The organism is Bradyrhizobium sp. BRP22, from assembly GCF_020194175.1.
Taxonomy (GTDB): domain Bacteria; phylum Pseudomonadota; class Alphaproteobacteria; order Rhizobiales; family Xanthobacteraceae; genus Bradyrhizobium.
Window position 1 is genome coordinate 1 of sequence record NZ_JADYVX010000176.1, and the last position, 249, is coordinate 249.

A 249-nucleotide genomic window follows, 5' to 3' on the forward strand; every position below is an offset into this window, starting at 1 on the left:
ATGCTGGTGCTGATTGGCACCACGCCGGAAGGCAAGAAGGAGCTGATCGGCTTCCAGGTCGGCGTGCGCGAGAGCGCGCAGAGCTGGCGCGAACTCCTGATCGACCTGCGGCAACGCGGGTTACGGATTGCCCCGCAACTCGCCATCGGCGACGGCGCCCTCGGCTTCTGGAAGGCACTGGACGAGGCCTTTCCCGGCACGCGGCACCAACGATGCTGGTGCCATAAAGTGAGCAACGTACTCGACAAG

Annotated in this window: 1 protein-coding gene; it reads left to right on the top strand. The window is 64.7% G+C overall.

The annotated features are described in order from the left end of the window. The coding region (locus I6F35_RS39860; protein WP_225122994.1) for a transposase at positions 1-249 on the top strand (249 nt) is incomplete at both ends.